This is a genomic window from Rubellimicrobium roseum (genome assembly GCF_006152145.1).
Taxonomy (GTDB): domain Bacteria; phylum Pseudomonadota; class Alphaproteobacteria; order Rhodobacterales; family Rhodobacteraceae; genus Rubellimicrobium; species Rubellimicrobium roseum.
The window spans coordinates 17435-36803 of the sequence record NZ_VDFV01000010.1; the positions used below are offsets into that span (position 1 = coordinate 17435).

A 19369-nucleotide genomic window follows, 5' to 3' on the forward strand; every position below is an offset into this window, starting at 1 on the left:
GCGACGGAGGTTTGGACCTCTTAAAGTGTCGAGTAGCGGTCCCGCTGCCGCGCGGTCCAGCGCACGCGCATGCGCGTGCCCTTCTCCTCGTCCTGCTCCCCGACCACCAAACGGTTCTCGTGAAGCCAAGCCCGCTGCCTCCCGGCGGCGTAGGGGACGACGACCTCCTCCTCCTCGCGGGGTTCGTCGAGCCGGCCCGAGACCTCGGCCAAGAGAGCGTCGAGACCCTCTCCGTTCGTGGCCGAGACAGGGAAGACCTGCGGCACCCGCTCGCCCTGCACCCGAACCGATTCGCGTGATTCGGGGTCCAGAAGATCGATCTTGTTCCATACCTCGATCAGCGGGGTGCCCTCGCCCACGCCCAGGCTCTGAAGGATCGCCTCCACGTCCTCGGCCTGCTGATCGGTCTGCGCGTGGCTGATGTCGCGCACGTGCAGGATCAGGTCGGCGTCCAGAACCTCCTCCAGGGTGGCCCGGAAGGCCGCGACCAGCTCGGTCGGGAGGTCCGAGATGAAGCCCACCGTGTCCGACAGGATCACGTCGAGCCCCGAGGGCAGCCTTACCCGTCGCATCGTCGGATCGAGCGTGGCGAACAGCATGTCCTTGGCCAGCACCTCGGCGCCGGTCAGGCGGTTGAAGATCGTGCTCTTGCCGGCGTTGGTGTAGCCCACCAGCGCCACGACCGGAAACGGCACCTTGGCGCGGGCCGCACGGTGCAGGGTCCGCGTCCGCGCCACCCGGTCGATCTGCCGGCGCAGCTTGACGAGCTGATCATCGATCGCGCGCCGGTCGGCCTCGATCTGCGTCTCGCCGGGGCCGCCAACGAAGCCGAAGCCACCGCGCTGCCGCTCCAAGTGGGTCCAGGACCGCACGAGGCGGGTGCGCTGGTAGCTCAGCGCCGCCATCTCGACTTGCAGCACGCCCTCGCGGGTGCGCGCGCGGTCGGCGAAGATCTCGAGGATCACGCCCGTCCGGTCGAGGAGCTTGACGCCCCACTCCTTCTCAAGGTTGCGCTGCTGTACAGGGCTTACGGGCCCGTCCACCAGCACCAGCTCGACGCCGGCGTCCTTGAAGCGTCCCTTCAGCTCTTCGATCTTGCCCGATCCGAAGAGCATTCCCGGATGCACGCGGCCCAGCCGCACGATCTCCGAGCCGCGCACGTCGAGCCCCGGCAGCGCTGCGGCCAAGGCCACGGCTTCGCCCAGGGCCGGCTCGGCGGGCCGTGCGTCGCGGTCGTTCTTGATCTCGGGATGAAGGACCCAGGCCGGGGTCCTCTTGGCATCTAGGTCGAGCAGGTCGGTCGTCCCGTCAATGAGGAGGAGGAAGATTGCGCGACGAGCCGCGCGGTCCTCTCATGTAGGTCGCCGGGCCGTCTGGGCGAAGGGGTGCGCTCAATCGTCCCCATCATAAAGGTTAATCGGCTGCGCCGGCATGATGGTCGAGATCGCGCTCTTGTAGACGAGCTGCGACTGTCCATCCCGGCGCAGCAGCACGCAGAACGAATCGAACCATGTGATGACGCCCTGCAGCTTCACCCCGTTGATGAGGAAGATGGTCACGGGAACCTTGGTCTTCCGGACGTGATTGAGGAACGCGTCCTGAAGATTCTGCTTGCTGTCGGCCATTCCGGCTCCCGTCTTGTTCTTGCGGCCCGGCGTCTGCGGCGGGCCGTCCCCTTCAACATCACTATGTCGTGCCGCCGGGGGGGATTCCAAGCCGGCGGATGGCAATGAGGTCACAACTGTGGCGGGTTTGCCCGAGGGCGCCGCCTGTCGCGGCGCCAGGCCCAGCACGCGCCGCGGCGGCGGGGCTTTGTCGTCGTTCATCATCCTTCCTCCGCATAGACGAGCCGCGGCGTCGTCTTCAGCCCGGTCACGACCCCGAGAGACTTCAACTTACGATGAAGCGCGGAACGTTCCATCCCCACGAATGCTGCAGTGCGAGAAATGTTGCCGCCGAAGCGATTGATCTGCGTCAGAAGGTACTCCTTCTCGAAGAGCTCGCGCGCCTCTCGCAGCGGCAGCGTCGCAAGGCCACCCGACAGGACCACGCGGCCTTCCTCGGACGGGCCTTCCTCCATCGAGGGCAGTTCCTTGGCGCTGATGTCGCCGCCGGCTTCGCCCAGGATCAGCACCCGCTCGATCACGTTGCGGAGCTGGCGCACGTTCCCCGGCCAGAGCATCGTCTGGAGGAGCGCCCGCGCGTCCTCGCCCAGGCGGCGTAGCGGCAGGCCCTGGGTCCGGTTCAGGACCCCGAGAAAGTGCTCGGCCAGGAGAGGGATGTCCTCGCGCCGCTCCTCCAGCGAAGGAACATGGATCGGCACGACGTTGAGACGGTGGAACAGCTCCTGCCGGAAGCTGCCGCCTGCAATGGCGGCCAGGAGGTCGCGATTCGTGGACGAGATCACCCGCAGATCGACCTGCACCTTGTCGCTGCCGCCCACGCGGGTGAACTGCTGGTCCACCAGGACCCGCAGGATCTTGGACTGCGTACCGAGGGGCATGTCGGCCACCTCGTCGAAATAGATGATCCCGCCATGGGCCTGCTCCATCAGGCCTTTCTCGACGCCCTTGCCCGGCATCTCGCGGCCGAAGAGCACCTCCTCGAAGCGCTCGGGCTCGATCGAGGCCGAGGAGACCACGACGAAGGGCCCGCTGGCACGGTTGGAATGGGCGTGGATGTAGCGCGCGGCCGACTCCTTGCCCGAGCCGGGCTCGCCCGTCAGCATCACCCGCCCATTCGACTTGGTCACCTTGTCGAGCTGCGAGCGGAGCTGCCGGAAGGAGGCCGACTCGCCCAGCATCTCCGTCTTCTGGTTGTCGCCGCGCTTGAGCGCCAGGTTCTCGCGCCGCAGCCGCGAGGTCTCCATCGCGCGGCGGATCACCACGAGGAGCTGCTCGATGTTGAAGGGCTTCTCGATGAAGTCGTAGGCGCCCTGCTTGATGGCCGCGACGGCGATCTCGATGTTGCCATGGCCCGAGATGATGATGATCGGGATCTCGGGATGCTCGCGCTTGACCTGCTTGAGGATGTCGATCCCGTCCATCCGGCTGTCCTTGAGCCAGATGTCGAGGATCATGAGCGCGGGCACCTCCCTGGCGATCTCGGCCATGCACTGGTCCGAGGAACCCGCCAAGCGCGTCGTGTAGCCCTCGTCCTTCAGGATGTCCGAGATCAGCTCGCGGATGTCACGCTCGTCGTCGGTGATCAGGATGTCGCCCATCTCTTGTAACCGCCCTTCTGCTTGCCTGTGATTATGCTGCTGCTTCGATCGTCTGCCGCGCCTTGACTGTCAGGCGGATGACGGCGCGTGCCCCCCGCCCTTCGGCATCCTCGAGCGCCAGCGTGCCGCCGTGCTCCTCGATGATCTTCTTCACGATGGGAAGGCCCAGCCCCGTCCCCGACTTCCGGGTCGTCACGTAAGGCTCGAAGAGCCGGGCCCGGTCCTCGGGCAGGCCGATGCCGTTGTCCTCGATGGTGATGCGCGCCTCTCGCCCCTCGACGGTCAGCGCCACCCGGATGCGCGGCTCGAAGCCCGCCTCGACGCCCTGCTCCTGCCGGGTCTCGATGGCCTCGCCCGCGTTCTTGATGAGGTTCGTCAGCGCCTGCGCGATCATGGTCGGGTCCACCTCGGCCGGCACCGGACCCTCGGGGAAGTCCCGCTCGAAGCGCACGCCGGGCTGCCCGGCTTCCTGCAGCGTCACCGCATCGCGCACCAGCGTGGCGAGGTCGCTGTCGCGGCGGTCGGGCTCGGGCATCCGCGCGAATTTCGAGAACTCGTCCACGATCCGCCGCAAGTCCTCGGTCTGGCGCACGATCACGTCCGTCATCTGGTCAAGATCCGCGGCGTCGTCCCCGAGCTTGCGACTGAACTTCCTCTTGATCCTTTCGGCCGAGAGACGGATGGGCGTGAGCGGGTTCTTGATCTCGTGGGCGATGCGCCGCGCCACGTCGCCCCAAGCCGCCATGCGCTGTGCCGAGACGAGGTCGGTCACGTCGTCGAAGGCGACCACGTAGCCTTCGAGCGAGCCGTCGTCCGCGCGCCGGGGCGACATCCGCACCAGGAGCATCTCCTGCTTGCCGCCGCGCACCAGCGCGACCTGCTCCTGCGCCGTCGCCCGGCCCTCGTGAACCAGGGTATCGAAGAGCGGCGCGAACTCGGGCACGGCCACTCCCAGCGGCACCGCCTCGCTCACGCCCCCTTCCAGAAGCCGCAGCGCCGAACGATTGGCGAAGGTGACGCGCCCCTCGGGGTCCAGCCCCACCACACCCGAGGTGACGGAGGACAGCACCGAGTCGAAGAGCCGCCGCCGCCGCTCGATCTGCTCGGTCGTGTCTAGCAGCCTCTCGCGCTGCGCCTTGAGCCGGCTCGTCATCTGGTTGAAGTGCCGGCCCAGCGCCGCGATCTCGTCGTCGCCGTCCTCCTCGATCACCCGCACGTCGAGATCGCCGGCCCCCACCCGCTCGGACGCCCCCAGGAGTCGGCCCACCGGCTTCGACAGACCCTCGGCGAACGACAGGCCCAGCCAGACGGCCGCGAGGATCAGGATCAGCGCGAAGCCCAGGTACAGCAGCCCGAACTCGAACAGCAGCCGCCCCTTGTCGGCGTCGAGCTGGCGGTAAAGGTTCACCGTCTCCTGGGTCTCGTCCAGCAGGGCCAGGATCTCGCCGTCGACGGCGCGGGTCACGTAGAGGTAGCGGTCGAGGAAGGACGGCATGGGCAGCAGCGCCCGGAACTCGTCGTTGGTCCAGTCCTCGGTGATGCGGACGCCCTCGGCCTCGGCAAGGCGGAAATCCTCGTCGGTGGGCATCTCGTAGTCGAACTCGTAGCTCCTCGCGCCACGGGCCCGGATCTTGCCGGTGCCGTCGAGGACGAAGGCCTCCGTCAGCCCGCGCTCGATCTGCCCCTGCAGGCGACCAAGGATCTGCCGCAGCTCGCCGTCCGACAACGCGAGATTGGACTGCTTCTCACGGTCGAGAACCTGCGCCAGCGCGCGCGCGTCGCGCTCCAGCTCCTCGCGGTGCTCCTGCTCATAGGCCTGAGCCGCTTCCATCGAGTTGGAGACCACGTCGCGCACCCGGTCCGAGAACCAGCCTTCCAGGCCCACGTTGATCGTCAGGACCGAGAAGACGGCGACCAGCACCGTCGGGATCAGCGCCAGAAGCCCGAAGACCCCCACGAGCCGCAGGTGGAGCCGCGACCCCGCCGAGCGGGCGCGCCGCGCGGCGACCATGCGCCCCACCTCGCGGAAGACGAGCGTCGCCACCGCGAGGACATAGACGAGATCCGCCAGCAGCACGAAGCGAAGCGCGAGCGAGGACACGCCCCGGTCCAGCGGACCCAGCACGACATAGGTCAGACCCGCGAGCACGGGACCCAGCACCACGAGGCCAAGCTTGGCCGTGGCCCTCACCCGCCGCTGGCGTCCCCAGCGCCCGAACTGCGCGAGTCGTCTGCCGGCCAACCTCCGCTGCACGCCCCATCGCCTCATGAGGGGGGTTCCGAGAACCCCCTGCCGCCCTCGCCACGGTCCCCGGCTTGCACCGGGGCCACGGTTCTGTGGCGGTTTTACATCAACTTCCTGCGACGTGTCACGCGGATATCGAGGTCGGTGATCTTTTTGCGAAGCGTATTGCGATTGATGCCGAGCAGGTCGGCGCAGCGGGCCTGATTCCCGGCCGTCGCGTCCAGCGCGATCTCGATCAGCGGGATCTCAACTTCGCGCAGTATCCTGTCGTAAAGGCCGGCCGGCGGCAGCATGCCCCCGTGCAGGTCGAAGTAGCGACGGAGGTGCTTGGCGACGGCCCCCATCAGGGGCTCTCCTCCGTCACCGCCGCGCAACGGTTCCATGGCGGGTTGGTGCCCCAGCACCGCCTCCACCTCGGCCTTGGCAACCTCCTCCTCGCCGGAGGTGACCACCAGGCGGCGGATGACGTTCTCGAGCTGGCGCACGTTGCCGGGCCAGGAATAGGTCCGCACGAGGTCGAGCGCGCCCGAAGACAGCCGCCGCGGCGGCGAGCCCTCCTTCTCGGCCCGACCTAGGAAGTGCTCGGCCAGCAGCGGGATGTCGTCCACCCGCTCGCGCAAGGCGGGCACGCTGATGGTCACGCCGCTCAGGCGGTAGAAGAGGTCCTCGCGGAAGCGGCCTGATTCCATTCGGACATTCAGATCCGCGCGCGAGGTGGCCATGATGCGCGGCGCGCCCTCGCCAAAGCTGTCGAGCATGCGCACGACGCGGGCCTGCGCCTCCTCGGGCAGGTCGCCCACCTCGTCAAAGAGGATCGAGCCGCCCCGCGCGCGCGCAACCACCTGCGACGGCCCCTCCACGCCCTGGAGGTCGGCGGCGGTCACGGTGACGAAGGGCAGGCTTCGCCGGTCCGAGAAGTCGTGGACGGCGCGGGCGATCAGCGACTTGCCGGTGCCGGACTCGCCCGTGACCAGGACGGGCAGAGTCGTGTTCATGACCTTGGCCACGAGCCGGTAGAGTCCCTGCATCGCCGGCGTCCGTCCGACAAGCGGAAGGTCCTCGCCGCGCTCGCGCGCCTCGGGGACGACGGCGCGGGCGGCGACCTGCGCGCGGCGCTTCACGTCCAGCGCGCGGGCCGCACGCTTCATCAGGTCCGGCAGGTCGAAGGGCTTGGGCAAGTAGTCGTAGGCCGAGGCCTCGGCCGCCTGGATTGCCGTCATGATCGTGTTCTGCGCCGAGATCACGATGACCGGCAGCCCCGGTCGCGTCGCGCCGATCCGGGGGATCTGCTCGATCCCATTGCCGTCGGGCATGATGACGTCCGAGATCACGAGGTCGCCCTTGCCCTCCTCGACCCAACGCATGAGCGTCACCAGAGAGGAGGTCGCGTGCACCTTGCACCCCGCCCGGGTGAGCGCCTGCGTCAGCACGGTGCGGATGGTTCGGTCGTCGTCGGCGACAAGGACGGTGCCGTCCATTCAACGTTCTCCTTCAGGGGGTTCGGGGGCGTCCTTGGGGGCCATGGGCAGCGACACGCGAAAGACGGTCCGCCCGGGGACCGACTCGACCGAGATCCAGCCCCCCATCTCCGACAGGAGCTTGGAAACCAGCGCGAGGCCCAGGCCCGTGCCGTTCTCGCGACCCGAGACGAAGGGCTCGAAGATGTCGGCGGCCATGTCGGGCGGAATGCCGGGGCCGTCGTCGATGACCTCGACCTGGAGCGGAAGCCGCGCCTGGGTGCCGTCCTTGCGCCGCACCCGGAGCGACGGCTCGTAGAAGGTGTGCAGGCGGATGGTGCCGCCCTCGCCCCCGGCCTCCGAGGCGTTCTTGATGAGGTTGAGGAATACCTGCGTGAGCTGGTCCGCATCCGACATCGTGCGTGGCAGCGAAGGGTCGTAGTCCTCGACGAAGCGCATGTGTGCGCCCCAGCCCACCGCCGCCGACTGCCGCGCGCGGTCCAAGATGTCGTGCACGTTCACCGCCTGAAGTCGCGGCGGCCTCAGGTTCCCGAACTGCTCCACCTGCTCCAGGAGCTTCACGATCCGCCGCGACTCCTCGACGATAAGATCGGTCAGCTCCAGATCGGCCCCCGTCAGCCCCATGGACAGGAGTTGCGCCGCCCCCGTGATCCCCGCCAGGGGGTTCTTGATCTCGTGCGCCAGCATCTCGGCCATGCCGATGGCGGACTTGGCGGCCTTCTGGCTCCCGGCGTTCTGCGTCATGCGCGAGGCGATCTCGCGCGGAGAGATCAGCATCAGCATCCGACCGTCGCTGCGCAGGAGCGGCGCGAAGTGGATGTTGCACTGCACCGGCGGACGCTCTCCCGAACCCACGTCCACGTCATTGACGAAAAGCGAGGAGCGCTGCGCCCTTGCGCGGCGGAATGCATCCTCGAGGGGCGCGTCGATCATGACCTTGTCGAAGACCGGCGCCCCGCGCAGGGACTTGGCCGACAGGTTCAGGAACTGCTCGGCCGCCGGGTTGGGTTCGATGATCATGTCGTCGGAGGTCAGGAGCAACGCCGGGATCGGCAGCGAGGCCCAGAGCGAGTCGTTGCCGATCATGCCGCGCGCGCCTCCGAATGCACGGGGATCAGCGCTTCGGGCAGGAGCCGCAGCACCATGGCGGGTTCAGGGGCCGTCAGCACGCGCGCGCGCAGGTCCGCAGGGGTCCCGGCCGTGTCCATGTACCAGCCCAGGTGCTTGCGGGCGACCCTGAGGCCCAAGGTGGTACCATAGAACGCGAGCATCGCCTCGTAATGTCCTGCCACCATGTCGAAAAGCGCGCCGCCGCTAGGGGCGTCGGGCGCGGGTCTCCCCATCAGGCCCGCAGCTACCTGCGCGGGTTGCCAGGGCCTGCCCTGCGCGCCGCGCCCAATCATCACCCCATCCGCGCCCGACAGGCGCAGAGCCTCGCGCGCGGTAGGAAGGTCCACGATGTCGCCATTGGCGATCACCGGGATCGTGACGGCCTCCCGGATCGCCCGGATGGCGGCCCAGTCGGCGCGGCCCTTGTAGAACTGGCAGCGGGTGCGGCCATGGATCGTCACCATGCGCACGCCGGCCTCCTCGGCCCGCCTGGCCACGTAAGGCGCGTTGAGGCAGGTCTCGTCCCAGCCCAGCCGCGTCTTGAGCGTCACGGGCACGCTCACCGCGCCCACCACCGCCTCGATCAGGCGCAGCGCGTGGTTGGGCTCGCGCAGCAGCGCCGAGCCGGACCAGCCGTTCGTCACCTTCTTCGCGGGGCAGCCCATGTTGATGTCGATGATCTTGGCGCCATTGGCCTCGACCATCCGCGCCGCCTCGGCCATCCAGTGCGGATCGCGTCCGGCCAGCTGCACGGCGGTGTTGGCCTCCCCGAACCCCAGTTCGGCCTTCTCGCGCACGCCGGGCTTGGCCTGCACCATCTCCTGGCTCGCCACCATCTCGGACACGACCCAGCCTGCGCCGAAGCGGGCCACCAGCGCCCGGAACGGCAGGTCGGTGATGCCCGCCAGCGGCGCCAGCGCCACCGGCGGCGCCAAAACCGCGCCGCCCAGGTCGATCGCGCGCAACTCGCCCATTGTGTTTGCCGCTTCCTTCGTCATATGCCCGATTTCCGGGCGTCACCCACTGCCTAGCCGCTCGCTGCCGGTCCGACAACGCGGCAGGGGGCCGCGACGGGCCGGGATTCTCGATCTGCCCACTTTTTCAGCAGAGTGCACCCGCTCCCGAGGGGATTTGCGCCTTCCGCCCGATGCGGCTAGGTCAGCCCGCATGGAAACGGGCATGCGCGTGGCGGGGATCATCGTGGCGGGAGGTCGGGGCACGCGCTTCGGCGGCGCGCCCAAGCAATGGCGCGAGCTCGCCGGCCGCAGCATCGCGGCGCACGCCGTCGCGGCCCTGGCGCGGGCGGGTCTGGACCCCCTCGTCATCGTCCACCACCCCGAGGACGCCGCCGACGCGGCCCGTCTGCATCCGGGCGCGCTCCTCACGCCCGGCGGGTCGACCCGCGCCGAGAGCGTGCGCGCCGGGCTCGAACGGCTGGCCGCCGATCCGCCCGACTACGTGCTGATCCACGACGCCGCGCGCCCCTGCGCGACGCCCGATCTGGTGAGCCGTGTCGTGGCGGCCCTGTCCCACGAGGACGCGGCGGCGCCGGGCCTGCCGGTGACGGACACGCTCTGGCGCGGCCACGACCTCGTCGAGGGCACTCACCCGCGCGAAGGCCTCTGGCGCGCGCAGACTCCGCAGGGCTTCCGCTTCGGCCCGCTTTTGGCCGCGCATCGCGACCATCCGGGGGACGCCACCGACGACGTCGAGGTGGCGCGCGCCGCCGGCCTTTCGGTCGCCATCGTGCCCGGCGACGAGGACAATCTCAAAGTGACGCATCCGGCGGACCTTCTGCGCGCCGCACGGATCCTGGAGGGCCGCATGGACGTCAGGTCAGGCAATGGGTACGATGTTCACGCCTTCGGTCCGGGCGATCACGTGATGCTTTGCGGCGTGCGCATATCGCACGACTGCGGGGTGCTGGCCCATTCCGATGGCGACGTTGGCCTGCATGCGCTCACCGACGCCATTCTCGGTGCCCTGGCGCTGGGCGACATCGGCCAGCACTTCCCGCCGTCGGACCCACAGTGGAAAGGCGCGGACAGCACTCTGTTCCTCCGTCATGCCGCAACCCTCGCGCGCGAGGCCGGCTACCGCGTCTCCAACGTCGACGTGACCCTCGTCTGCGAGGCGCCCAAGGTCGGCCCCCATGTTGCGGCGATGCGAAGCGTGGTCGGCGACGCCCTCGGGATCGGCCCCGACCGCGTAGGCATCAAGGCCACCACCTCCGAACGCCTGGGCTTCACCGGCCGGCGCGAGGGCCTCGCGGCGCTCGCCACCGCCACGCTGGTCTCGCCATGAGCCGCCTCGTCGCCAGTGCCCTGGGTGTGGGCTTCCTGCGCCCCGCTCCGGGCACCTGGGGCTCGCTCGCGGGCCTCGCCCTCGCCTATGCCGCGCTGCGCCTGGGTGGCCTCGGTCTGTTCCTGCTGGCCTTCGCCGCCGCCCTGGCTCTGGCCGTCTGGTCCATCGGCCGGCTGATCGCCGCCCTCGGGCCGGAAACCGGCAAGCACGACCCGAGCTGGGTCGTCATCGACGAGGTGGCGGGCCAGTGGATCGCCATCATGCCCGTGGCCTTCGGCGCCGCCTCGAACGGCGTCGCGGTGGAACGTCTCTGGCCCGGCTGGGTCGCCGCCTTCCTGCTGTTCCGCCTCTTCGACGTCTGGAAGCCCGGCCCCATCGGCTGGGCCGACCGCCGCCCCGGCATGGCGGGCGTGATCCTCGACGACCTGATGGCCGGCCTCGCCGCCGCGCTGGGGGTCATTCTCCTCGCCGGGCTTGCGCATGGGGTGCTGATGCGATGAGCGCCGAGGCCCTTCTCCAGGCGGCACGGGACAGGGGCCTCCGCATCGCGGTCGCCGAAAGCTGCACGGGCGGGCTTCTCGCGGGTGCGCTCACCATGCCCGCGGGGGCCTCGACCGTCTTTGACCGGGGCTTCGTCACCTATTCCAACGCCGCCAAGGTCGACCTTTTGGGCGTGCGCATCCAGACCCTGACCGACCACGGGGCCGTCTCCGAGGAGGTTGCGCGCGAGATGGCCGAAGGCGCGCTGGCCCGCTCCGAGGCCGAGATCGCGCTGTCGATCACCGGCGTCGCAGGCCCCGGAGCCTCGGCCCGCAAGCCCGAAGGGCGCGTCTGCTTCGGCCTCGCCACCGAGGACGGCGTCACGGCCGAGACGGTCGAATTCGGCGCGTTGGGCCGCGACGCCGTACGCGCGGCCTCGGTCGAGCACGCGTTGCGGCTCCTGCGTCAGGCGGTCGAGCGCACGCCGTAAAGCTGCGCCGCCCGTTTCTCGAAGGCGCGGACGATCTGCTGCATCGCCTGATAGAAGAAGACGCCCGCCGCCTTCTGCAGAAGGCGGCTCCTGAACTCGAAATCGGTATCGAAGCGCACCTCGACCCCGCCCGGCACGTCGCGGAACCGCCAGACGCTGTCCATCTTCCTGAACGGCCCATCGATGTAGGCAGTCTCGATCCGCTTCTCCCGCGGGAAGAGCCGCACCCGGCTGCCGAAGCTTTCCCGGAACAGCTTGAACGACACCACGAGGTCCGCGAGCATCTCCGCGTGGTCGCCCAGCTCCTCGACCGAACGGATGCGCGCCGCAGCCGTCCAGGGCAGGAACTCGGGATAGCGCTCCACGTCCGCCACGAGGTCGTACATCTGCTGCGCGGTGTAGGGCAGCACGCGGGTCTCGGAGTGGGTGGTCATGGCGTGGGCCCTTCCGTCGTGAGGGTGTCATGTCGGACAGGACGGCGCCGGGTTCAAGACCCCCCACGATTCGCGCTTGTTTTCGCGCGGCGGCGGGGCGACACGGGGCGCCGCCGCAAAAGCCGAGTCCGCCATGCCCCAGCGCCCCTACGTCATCGACCAGCTCATCTCCGCCAAGGCCATCGCCGCGCGCATCGAGGATCTCGCCCGCGAGATCGGCGACGAGTTCCGCGACACCGACAAGCTGGTGGTCGTCGGCCTGCTGCGCGGCAGCTTCGTCTTCATCGCCGACCTCGTGCGCGAGCTGGACCTGCCGGTCGAGGTCGACTTCCTCGAAGCCTCGTCCTACGGCGACGCCATGGAATCCTCGCGCGAGGTGCGCATCCTCAAGGACCTGCGCGCCGCCATCGAGGGACGCGACGTGCTGGTGGTCGAGGACATCGTCGACACTGGCCACACGCTGAACCACGTCACCAAGTTCCTGCTGTCCCGCAAGCCCGCCAAGCTGCGTACCATTGCGCTGCTCGACAAGCCCTCCCGGCGCGAGGTGGACTTCAAGGCCCACTGGATCGGCTTCTCGATTCCTGACGAGTTCGTGGTGGGCTACGGCATCGACTTCGCGCAGCGCAACCGCAACCTTCCCTTCATCGGCAAGGTCCGCTTCACCGACGAGGCCTGACCTCGCGCATCCCGCGCCGCGTCGGGATCAAAAGCCCGCGATCCGCGTTGTGCGGAAAGCCGCCGATGGCACGGACGGCGCAACAGAAAGGACGCGGACATGGAAGGACTGGGCTGGCTGAGCTTCCTGATCATCGGTCTCATCGCGGGCTGGATCGCCGAGAAGATCATGCATCGCGACCAGGGGCTGCTCGTGAACCTGATCGTGGGGGTGATCGGCGCCTATCTTGGCGCATTCCTCTTCAGCCTTGTGGGCCTCGAAACGGCCGGGAGCTGGATCGGAGCCATCATCGTGGCCACCATCGGAGCGGTCGTGCTCCTCTGGATCGTGGGGATGATCCGGCGCCGGGCCTGACGGGAACCCCTCGGGGGCGCGGCCCAACCGCGCCCCCACAGGCGATTGCGGCATCTTCCGGCCGGGATCCGGGCGAATATGCGCAACCGGCTGTGCAAGAACACAGGGGTTCGCTTCGCTCATAAGCGGCTAGCCTCGGGCGGCGTCCAGCACCCCGGAAAGGAGTCGCAATGATCCGCACCCTCAGCCTCGCCGCCGTGGCCGCGCTCGGCCTGGCCAGCGTCACCGTCGCTCAGGAAGGGCCCACGCCCGAGCAGCAGGCGGTCAACGCCCGCCAGTCGCACATGACCCTCTATGCCCACAACCTGGGCAAGCTCGGCGCCATGGCCCAGGGCAACGCCGAATACAACGCCGAGACCGCCACCGCCGCCGCGGCGTCGCTGCACCACCTCGTCCAGCTCGACCAGTCCGGCTACTGGCTCGAGGGCACCTCGTCCGAGCAGATGGAGGAGTCCCGCGCCCTGCCCGCCCTCTGGCAGAACCTGGAGGACGCCGGGGCCAAGCACGAGGCGCTGATGACGGCCGTCGAGAACCTCCAGTCGACCGCCGGCACCGACCTTGCCTCGCTCCAGGCCGCACTCGGCGGCGTCGGCCAGGCCTGCGGCGCCTGCCACGAGAACTACCGCGTCCCGCAGAACTGACGATGCGTCGGGCGCTGACCGCATTGGTCCTCCTCGCCGCCGTGGGCGGGGGCGTGGCATGGTGGCTCACGGCGCCCGATCCCATTCCCGAATCCGAACTGGCGGGACTGACCGGCGACGCGACCCGCGGGCAGGCGGTCTTCGCCGCCGCGGGCTGCGCGTCCTGCCATCTCGCGCCCGAGGACGAGTCGGCCGGCCCTCCCGTGCTGGCAGGCGGCCAGCGCTTCGTCACCCAGTTTGGAACCTTCGTGGCACCCAACATCTCGCCTTCGCCGCAAGGCGTTGGCAACTGGACCGACGCGCAGCTCATCAACGCGATCGCGCGCGGCGTCTCGCCCGAGGGGCAGCATTACTACCCGGCCTTCCCCTGGACCGCCTACAACAAGGCCGACCTCCAGGACCTCGCCGATCTCGTGGCCCATCTGCGCACGCTCCCGCCCTCGGAGGCGGAGAGCCTGCCCCACGAGGTGCCCTTCCCCTTCAACATCCGCCGCAGCCTCGGCGGCTGGAAGCTCCTCTTCGAGAACCGCGACTTCGTCCTCCAGGCCGACCTCACGCCCGAGCAGGAGCGCGGCCGCTACCTGGTCGAGGCGCTGGGTCATTGCGGCGAGTGCCACACGCCTCGCAATCCCCTGGGCGGCCTGCGCACCGACGCCTGGCTCTCGGGCGCGCCCGATCCGGCGGGGGACGGGCAGAACCCGAACATCACCCCGGCGGGCCTCCAGTGGTCCGAGGGCGAGATCGTCGCCATGCTCCAGTCCGGCTTCACGCCCGAGTTCGACGTCGTGGGCGGCGAGATGGCCGAGGTGGTCCGCAACACGAGCCAGCTCTCCGACGCCGACCGGCAGGCCATCGCGGCCTACCTCAAGGCCGTCCCGCCGATCGAGTCGCCCGCGCCCGAGCCCGGCACCGGCGATTCCACCGCCGAGGAGTGACGTTCCGGCGTGCTTGACAGCTCCGGGCCGGGCGAGGACCGTCGCCCGACTACGGAAGGAGACCCCAAGACGATGAAGCTCGTGCTCGACTGCGATCCCGGCGTGGACGACGCCGTGGCGGTGATGCTGGCGCTCGCCTCGCCCGAGGTGGAACTGCTGGGCCTCAGCACGGTCTTCGGCAACGCCCCGGTGGACGTGACCACCCGCAACGCCCGCACGCTGCTGCGCGCGGGCGGGCGGCCCGACCTGCCGGTGGCGAAGGGGGCCCACGGGCCGCTGGTCGGGCGCTTCGGCGGCGGCGTGCCCTTCATCCACGGCAAGGACGGCCTGGGCGACGGCAACGTCGCCCGCGCGTCCGAGGACGACCGTCCCCCGGACCTGTCCGCTGTCGAGCTGCTGCGCCGCGAGGTGCTGGCCGCGCCGGGCGAGGTCACGCTCCTGGCCGTGGGGCCGCTCACCAACATCGCGCTCTTCGCCCGCGTCCACCCCGAGGCCGCGCGGCAGGTCGCCCGCGTCGTGGTCATGGGCGGCAACGCCCTGTCCCCCGGCAACATCACGCCGGGCGCCGAGGCCAACATCCACAACGATCCCGAAGCCGCCGACATCGTCATGGGCTTCGACTGGCCGGTGGCGATGGTCGGGCTCGACGTGACCGACGGGATCGTCCTGGGCCCCGCCCATCTCGACGCCATCGGCTCGGGCGGCACCCCGGCGCACGACCTTCTCGCCCGCGCCGTGCCGCTCTACCGGCAGTTCTACAAGGACTTCAACGACATCGACGGCGTGGCCGCCCACGACCCGGCGGCGCTGGCGCTCCTGCTCGTGCCCGACCTCTTCGACACCGAGGACTGGCCCATCCGCGTGGAGCTGTCCGGCATCGGCCGCGGCAAGACCTGGCCGCAGACACGCCGCCGCCCGACGCCCCCGCCGGGCTGGGAAGGCCGCCCACCGGTCCAGGTCGCCACCGGCGCCCGCAGCGAGGCCGTGGCCGACTTCATCGCCGACCGCATCGCCAAAGCGCGGTTCGGGACCTGAGCCCGAAAGGTGCGCGGGCGGGCCTCGGCCCGCCCCAGCATCACGCCAGCTTCGCCTCCCGCGCCGCCTGCAGCTTCGCGAAGTCATCGCCCGCATGGTAGCTCGACCGCGTGAGCGGGCTTGCCGAGACCATCAGGAATCCCTTGCCCCGAGCCGTACGCTCGTAGTCCGCGAACTCGTCGGGCGTCACGAAGCGGTCCACCCGGTGATGCTTGGGCGAGGGCTGGAGATACTGGCCGATCGTCAGGAAATCGACGTCCGCCGCGCGCATGTCGTCCATGACCTGCAGCACCGCCTGCCGGTCCTCGCCCAGCCCCACCATGATCCCAGACTTGGTGAAGGCGCCCGGCCAGATTTCCTTGGCGCGCTGGAGAAGCCGCAGCGAGTGGAAATAGCGGGCGCCCGGCCGCACCTCGGGGTAGAGCCCGGGCACGGTTTCAAGGTTGTGGTTGAACACGTCCGGCCGCGCCGCGATCACCATCTCCAGCGCCTCGGGCCCGCACTTGAGGAAGTCGGGCACCAGCACCTCGATGGTGGTCGCCGGGCTGCGCCTCCGGATCGCCCGGATCGTCATGGCGAAGTGCTCGGCCCCGCCGTCCGACAGATCGTCGCGGTCCACGCTCGTCACCACGACATGGCTCAGGCCCAGCTTCTGCACCGCGTCCGCCACCCGCCCAGGCTCGAATGCGTCCAGCGCCTGCGGCCGCCCCGTGGCGACGTTGCAGAAGGTGCAGCCCCGGGTGCAGATCTCGCCCATGATCATCATGGTCGCGTGCCCCTGCCCCCAGCATTCGCCGACGTTGGGGCAGCCCGCCTCCTCGCAGACCGTGGTCAGCCGATGCTCGCGCATGATGCGCGAGGTCTCGCGGTAGCCGGCACTCGTGGGCGCCTTCACACGGATCCACGACGGCTTGCGGGGCTGCTCCTGATCGGGGCGGTGGGCCTTCTCCGGGTGCCGTTCTCCCGGGATCTTGAGGTCGCGCATCGTGCCCCTTTCCTCAGGGTCAATCGGTTCCATTTCAAGATAAGCGGACCGGGCCACCTTTACCAGCAGGACCAGCGAACCGGCCCGCCAGTGGAGGGAACAATGAGTCCAATGTCAAAGAAAATGGTTGCCGAGGCCATCGGCACCTTCATCCTCGTCTTCTTCGGTTGCGGAGCGGCCGTCTTCATGGGCGAACAGATCGGGATGCTCGGCATCTCCTTCGCCTTCGGCCTGTCGATCGTCGCCGCCGCCTATTCGCTGGGCCCGATCTCGGGGGCCCATCTCAACCCGGCCGTCTCCTTCGGGATGGTGATGGCCGGCCGCATGACCATGGCCGAGGCGCTCCGCTACGCGGCGGCCCAGGTCCTCGGCGCGATCGTCGCGGCGCTCGCGATCTGGCTCATCGCCTCGGGCACGGCGACGTGGTCGCTGGCCGAGAACGGTCTCGGCCAGAACGGCTACGGCACGGGCTACCTGGGACAGTATTCCTGGGGCGCGGCCTTCGTCTTCGAGGCGCTCGCCACCTTCCTCTTCGTGACGGTGATCCTGGGCGCCACGCAGGCCGCCTCGCCAGGGGCCTTCGCGGGGCTCGCCATCGGGCTGACGCTCGCGGCGATCCACATGGTGGGCATCAACATCACCGGTGTCTCGGTGAACCCTGCCCGCTCCATCGGCCCCGCGCTCTTCGCCGGGACAGGGGCGCTCGCGGACCTGTGGCTCTTCATCGTGGCGCCGCTCGCGGGGGCCGCCGCCGCCGGGGCGCTCTTCGCCGCCGGCTGGACCTCGGCCGACGAGAAGCCCGCCGACATGGTCAAGGCCCAGCCCGACATCGCCTGACCTCCGACGCGCGGCGCCCACCCGGGGCGCCGCGCGCATCGTCGCAGCCCCGCCTGGGCTGTTGACCCGCGGTCCCGCGACCGGTCATTCCCACCCGGCCAGGAGTCGCCATGCCGCCCGTCGAGACCGCCCTCGCCATCCTCGTCCTGCTGCTCACGCCGGGACCCACCAACACGCTCCTCGCCATCGCCGGGGCCGAGCGCGGCTGGACGCGCGCCGTGCGCCTGATCCCCGCCGAACTGGGCGGGTATCTCGCGATCACGCTCCCGCTCGCCCTCCTGGGGGCGCGGCTCCTCGACGCCCAGCCAGCGGCACGCACGGCCATCACGCTCCTGGCGGCGGTCTGGGTGGCCTGGCTTGCGCTCTCGATGTGGCGCGTGCCGGCCGCGCGCACGGGCGCGCCCAGCGTCACCGGCCGGCGCGTCCTCGTCACCACGCTCCTGAACCCCAAGGCCCTGATCTTCGGCCTCGTGCTGCTTCCCGCGGCCGACGGCGCGCGCCTCCTCCTGAACCTCGGCCTCTTCGCCGCCGAGATCGTCGCCGTCGCCATGGCTTGGGCGGCGCTGGGCGCGCTCCTGCGCCGGGCCGGCGCGCGCGGGACCGGCATGCCGCAGGGCTGGCGCCGCGCCGCCTCGGTCTGGCTCGGCGCCCTGGCCGTCTACCTGCTCGGGCGTGTCGCGGGCCTCGCCTGAGCCCCTAGCCGATCACCCCCGCCTCGGCGCGGTAATGCTGCTGAAGCCGCTCGAGCGCGATCCGCAGCACCACCTTGCCCGACCGCGCCGACCAGCCGTGCCGCCGCTCCACCTGTTCCAGCCCCTCCAGCAGGCAGCAGCAGCGCAGCGCCACATCCGCGAGCCCCGGTCCCAGGTCCGCCAGCGCCCGCTCGATCCTCCGCCGCGCGGCTTCGGGCCCGGCGGTCAGCGGGCGCGGCACCTCGTCGATCCGGGGCACCCGCAACAGCCAGCCCTCCCAGTCCGCTGCCACCTCGGCCTCCTGCGCGATCTCGAAATCCTCGCGCAGCCGCTCCCCGGCCGCGATCAGGTCGCGCGGCAGGAACGGACGCCCGTCGCCGTCCCGCCGCCGTGACAGGATCAGGAGCGGGCTCTCCCCCAGCATCGACCGCGCGTGCCGAAGCCGCGCGTCCTCGCTCTCGAACGCGAACCCCGCCTGCGCCTCGGCAAAGCCCGCGGGCCGCCCCCCGTCCACCATCCGCCGCAGGAGCGCCCGGCCAGCCGGAGAGATCCGGTAGCGCTGGATGCGCGCCTCGGGCAGCCCGCCCCCGATCCAGTCGCGCAGCGCCATCGCCTCGGCGAGCCGCCTCTCCACCACCGCGAGGCGCGTCGGCTCGCCGTCCGGCACGTCGCGCACCAGCACGCCCTTTTCCATGTCGCGCGCCACCGCCAGCACCGTTCCCGACTCGGCCAGCCGGCGCAGCACCGGCAGGGCCTCGCGCGCCAGCGCCTCTTCGTCCTCTCGCTCGGTCCCGCCCGCCGTGAGCGACTCGAGCGCCGAATCGACCAGCGGATCGTCCCGCAGCGACTCGACCCGCCGCACGCGCCGCGACACCGTCGAGGGCGCCACCCGCGCCTCGCGCGCCAGCGCCCGGATGCCCTGGCCCTTCTCGGTATGCGCCAGGTAATGGGCCGCGGCCTCCGGCACCCATCCGGGCAGGCCCTCCCGGTCGCCGCGCGGCGTCTCGGTTCTCCGTTGCGCCGTTCCCTTGCTTTTCGTCATTCGCGTGTCCCGCCCTCAGTTGCGGCCGTTGCCGGCACGTTCGTTCCAGCCGCGCGCGGCGCGCCGGTTCGGGCAAAGACTGGTTGCGAGAATCCTAACGATCCCTGACAGCACCGAACGGTCCCCCCCGACTTCACGCAACACCTGCGCGCTTCGTGGCAAACTGTTGGTCCCACACATGGGCGGACACGAGAGGGCTGAAAATGCAGGAAACCGGGGAAGGACGCGATTCGCCGCGCTCGGCGCAGGCCCGGCCGACCGCAGCCGGGCCCGAGGGAAATGGTTACGGCAGTGTTAACAATCGTCTGCGGCGCCCGCGGCCGCGCCGTCCCCGCTGGGGCATCGACTGGGCGGCGCGGTCCCGCGCCTGGTGGAAGGCGGACCCCGCCAACCCGCAGGAGCATC

The 19369-nt window shown here is 70.2% G+C and carries 20 protein-coding genes; 10 read left to right on the plus strand and 10 right to left on the minus strand.

The window, feature by feature from the left end; all coding sequences use genetic code 11:
• Nucleotides 1-20 precede the first annotated feature (20 nt).
• The 7 genes from hflX to dusB form a co-directional block, all read right to left on the minus strand.
• On the minus strand, nucleotides 21-1295 hold the full coding sequence (hflX, locus tag FHG71_RS09485) for a GTPase HflX (protein WP_139081393.1): 1275 nt from the start codon (nucleotides 1293-1295) through the stop codon (nucleotides 21-23).
• Nucleotides 1296-1391: 96 nt separating this feature from the next.
• Nucleotides 1392-1625 (minus strand): RNA chaperone Hfq, encoded by a 234-nt coding sequence (gene hfq, locus FHG71_RS09490; RefSeq protein WP_139081474.1) that lies wholly within the window; start codon nucleotides 1623-1625, stop codon nucleotides 1392-1394.
• Between the two features lie 200 nt (nucleotides 1626-1825).
• Complete coding sequence (gene ntrX / locus FHG71_RS09495; RefSeq protein WP_139081394.1) at nucleotides 1826-3223, minus strand: nitrogen assimilation response regulator NtrX; 1398 nt, start codon at nucleotides 3221-3223, stop codon at nucleotides 1826-1828.
• Between the two features lie 31 nt (nucleotides 3224-3254).
• Complete coding sequence (locus tag FHG71_RS09500; protein ID WP_139081395.1) at nucleotides 3255-5492, minus strand: sensor histidine kinase NtrY-like; 2238 nt, start codon at nucleotides 5490-5492, stop codon at nucleotides 3255-3257.
• A gap of 77 nt (nucleotides 5493-5569) precedes the next feature.
• Nucleotides 5570-6946 carry a response regulator gene (locus FHG71_RS09505; RefSeq protein ID WP_139081396.1) on the minus strand — a complete coding sequence of 459 codons (1377 nt, stop codon included), beginning with the start codon at nucleotides 6944-6946 and terminating at the stop codon, nucleotides 5570-5572.
• A complete protein-coding gene (locus FHG71_RS09510; protein WP_139081397.1) occupies nucleotides 6947-8032 on the minus strand; it encodes a two-component system sensor histidine kinase NtrB in 1086 nt (361 codons plus the stop codon). It lies immediately after the preceding gene.
• Nucleotides 8029-9030 (minus strand): tRNA dihydrouridine synthase DusB, encoded by a 1002-nt coding sequence (gene dusB, locus FHG71_RS09515; RefSeq protein WP_139081475.1) that lies wholly within the window; start codon nucleotides 9028-9030, stop codon nucleotides 8029-8031. Before dusB ends, FHG71_RS09510 begins: the two co-directional genes overlap by 4 nt.
• A gap of 205 nt (nucleotides 9031-9235) precedes the next feature.
• Here dusB and FHG71_RS09520 point away from each other — a divergent pair, with 205 nt between their 5' ends.
• The 3 genes from FHG71_RS09520 to FHG71_RS09530 are packed head-to-tail and all read left to right on the plus strand — an operon-like array spanning nucleotide 9236 to nucleotide 11330.
• A complete protein-coding gene (locus tag FHG71_RS09520) occupies nucleotides 9236-10360 on the plus strand; it encodes a bifunctional 2-C-methyl-D-erythritol 4-phosphate cytidylyltransferase/2-C-methyl-D-erythritol 2,4-cyclodiphosphate synthase (protein WP_139081476.1) in 1125 nt (374 codons plus the stop codon).
• Entirely contained in the window at nucleotides 10357-10860 is a 504-nt protein-coding gene (locus FHG71_RS09525) for a phosphatidylglycerophosphatase A family protein (RefSeq protein WP_139081398.1), read from the plus strand. Before FHG71_RS09520 ends, FHG71_RS09525 begins: the two co-directional genes overlap by 4 nt.
• A complete protein-coding gene (locus tag FHG71_RS09530; protein ID WP_139081399.1) occupies nucleotides 10857-11330 on the plus strand; it encodes a CinA family protein in 474 nt (157 codons plus the stop codon). The genes FHG71_RS09525 and FHG71_RS09530 overlap by 4 nt, the downstream gene beginning before the upstream one ends.
• Here the strand turns inward: FHG71_RS09530 and FHG71_RS09535 are convergent.
• Entirely contained in the window at nucleotides 11306-11764 is a 459-nt protein-coding gene (locus FHG71_RS09535) for a type II toxin-antitoxin system RatA family toxin (protein WP_139081400.1), read from the minus strand. The two genes, FHG71_RS09530 and FHG71_RS09535, sit on opposite strands and share 25 nt — an antisense overlap.
• A 133-nt stretch (nucleotides 11765-11897) precedes the next feature.
• Here FHG71_RS09535 and hpt point away from each other — a divergent pair, with 133 nt between their 5' ends.
• From hpt to FHG71_RS09560, 5 genes are all read left to right on the plus strand, one after another.
• Entirely contained in the window at nucleotides 11898-12443 is a 546-nt protein-coding gene (hpt, locus tag FHG71_RS09540) for a hypoxanthine phosphoribosyltransferase (protein ID WP_139081401.1), read from the plus strand.
• Nucleotides 12444-12542: 99 nt separating this feature from the next.
• Complete coding sequence (locus FHG71_RS09545) at nucleotides 12543-12797, plus strand: GlsB/YeaQ/YmgE family stress response membrane protein (protein WP_139081402.1); 255 nt, start codon at nucleotides 12543-12545, stop codon at nucleotides 12795-12797.
• Nucleotides 12798-12967: 170 nt separating this feature from the next.
• Entirely contained in the window at nucleotides 12968-13438 is a 471-nt protein-coding gene (locus FHG71_RS09550) for a c-type cytochrome (protein WP_139081403.1), read from the plus strand.
• Between the two features lie 2 nt (nucleotides 13439-13440).
• On the plus strand, nucleotides 13441-14373 hold the full coding sequence (locus FHG71_RS09555; RefSeq protein ID WP_139081404.1) for a cytochrome c: 933 nt from the start codon (nucleotides 13441-13443) through the stop codon (nucleotides 14371-14373).
• Between the two features lie 9 nt (nucleotides 14374-14382).
• Nucleotides 14383-15408, plus strand: a complete 1026-nt coding sequence (locus FHG71_RS09560; protein ID WP_139081405.1) for a nucleoside hydrolase — start codon at nucleotides 14383-14385, stop codon at nucleotides 15406-15408.
• 40 nt (nucleotides 15409-15448) lie between these two features.
• Here FHG71_RS09560 and lipA read toward each other — a convergent pair whose 3' ends face one another.
• The gene (gene lipA, locus FHG71_RS09565) at nucleotides 15449-16393 is read right to left on the minus strand and encodes a lipoyl synthase (protein ID WP_139081406.1); all 945 of its coding nucleotides are present in this window, start codon (nucleotides 16391-16393) and stop codon (nucleotides 15449-15451) included.
• A 111-nt stretch (nucleotides 16394-16504) separates the two neighbouring features.
• Here lipA and FHG71_RS09570 point away from each other — a divergent pair, with 111 nt between their 5' ends.
• Nucleotides 16505-17230, plus strand: a complete 726-nt coding sequence (locus tag FHG71_RS09570) for an aquaporin (RefSeq protein ID WP_139081477.1) — start codon at nucleotides 16505-16507, stop codon at nucleotides 17228-17230.
• A gap of 110 nt (nucleotides 17231-17340) precedes the next feature.
• Nucleotides 17341-17922, plus strand: a complete 582-nt coding sequence (locus tag FHG71_RS09575; protein WP_139081407.1) for a LysE family translocator — start codon at nucleotides 17341-17343, stop codon at nucleotides 17920-17922.
• 4 nt (nucleotides 17923-17926) lie between these two features.
• Here the strand turns inward: FHG71_RS09575 and FHG71_RS09580 are convergent, their stop codons facing one another.
• Nucleotides 17927-18964, minus strand: a complete 1038-nt coding sequence (locus FHG71_RS09580) for a DUF6456 domain-containing protein (RefSeq protein ID WP_246045402.1) — start codon at nucleotides 18962-18964, stop codon at nucleotides 17927-17929.
• Nucleotides 18965-19369: the final 405 nt, after the last annotated feature.